Annotated in this window: 1 protein-coding gene; it reads right to left on the minus strand. The window is 42.2% G+C overall.

Annotated elements, in window-relative coordinates; all coding sequences use genetic code 11:
* Positions 1 to 130 precede the first annotated feature (130 nt).
* Entirely contained in the window at positions 131 to 1,378 is a 1,248-nt protein-coding gene (locus HCR01_RS37855) for a ShlB/FhaC/HecB family hemolysin secretion/activation protein (protein WP_193201004.1), read from the minus strand.
* Positions 1,379 to 1,460 lie beyond the last annotated feature (82 nt).

Raw genomic sequence — 1,460 nt, forward strand, 5'->3', positions numbered from 1 at the left:
ATTGACTTTTTTGCACAAGCACTGCTGGCTAATTCTAATAATTATCTGTCTCGCCCATCTCTGCTTCCTAAATATTAGACCTGAATCCTTACATTTTGTTTTACATCGCTAATATACGAAGAAACAAGCTTTAAAAATGATTGTACTGCAAAAAGAAGTAAATCCCATTTTCCTGCCACGTTCTTTTGCTTGAGTCAATAGATACTAAAGGAATACCCCAATCAACACGAGCGGTAAAGTGATCGCCTTGTGACCAACGTAATCCCAAACCAATAGAGGCTAATGTGTTGGGGTCAAGTTTATTGTCAGAAGAATTATTCCAAGCTACACCCAAATCAGCAAAAGGAATGACCTGCAACATGCCATTTATCTTAGGTGCGCTTAGAACTGGAACTTGAACTTCAGCCGAAGCAAAAGCACCGTTATCAGCTGCTAAAAAATCCTGCCGATAACCGCGAACGCTTTCAACCCCGCCAACATTAAACTGCTCCAAAGACGTAAGTGGACTAGATGCTAGTTGAGTATTGAACCGGAGTAAAAGTAAGGTGTCAGGAGCCAGTAACCGCAACCATTGCGCTTGCCCTTGCCACGAAAAGAAACGGCTGTCGGGGGCATCTTGATTAACAGTTGCATCCAATGCACCAATGCCGAGATTAAATTGCGATCGCACAGCAAAGACTTGAGTGCTGTCACGGGCAGTCCATTCTTGAAAAAATCGCAAGGACGATACTCTAGTACGACCTTCGTCGTCAGATCCCGGTTGAAGAAAAGGAATGCGCTCTCCTAACGAAGCATAACTGTTTTCATTTTCTCGCCGGGAAGCAGTAAAACCTAGGGCAAATTCATGATGAATAGTTTGGATTATTGGCTGGCGAAATGTCAGTTCATAATATCGGGAAGCTGATTTGATATCTAGAATATTGAAAGGACGCTCAATCACAGTGCTATTCGCAGTACCGTAGTAAAAGGAGAGGGTTCCATTTTGAGGATTAAGGGGCAGTGTGTAACCGAAATTAAAGAAGTTGCTAGCGTCAGTATTGCTGTAACCGACGCTTAAATTATCTCCTAGTCCTAATAAGTTAGCTTCATTAACTTGTAATCGTCGTTGAAAACTGCCAATAGCAGGCGAACGCGCATTATCTAGAATTACTTGGGTGCTAAAGGTTTTCGCCTCTTCCACGTCTACGACCAGAATGCTCTCACTAGGACTCTTCCCATTTTGTAAATCAGCAGACAAGTTTTTAATCAGGGGGTCAAGCTTTAGTAGCTGCAATGTTTTTAATAAATATTGTTCGTTAAGAGCGCCACTATTAGCCTCCGCTATACGAGAACGTATATAATTAGGATTTAAACGGCGAGTACCCTGGTTGTGTTGCAAAAACTAGGGCTGGTCTGGTAGAAGTGTAGTTGTACCAATAGTCTTGTATCAAAGTTAGCCCATTAATGAACCCCAAAGAACC

Source organism: Nostoc sp. MG11 (genome assembly GCF_014904695.1).
In the GTDB taxonomy this organism is placed as follows: domain Bacteria; phylum Cyanobacteriota; class Cyanobacteriia; order Cyanobacteriales; family Nostocaceae; genus Komarekiella.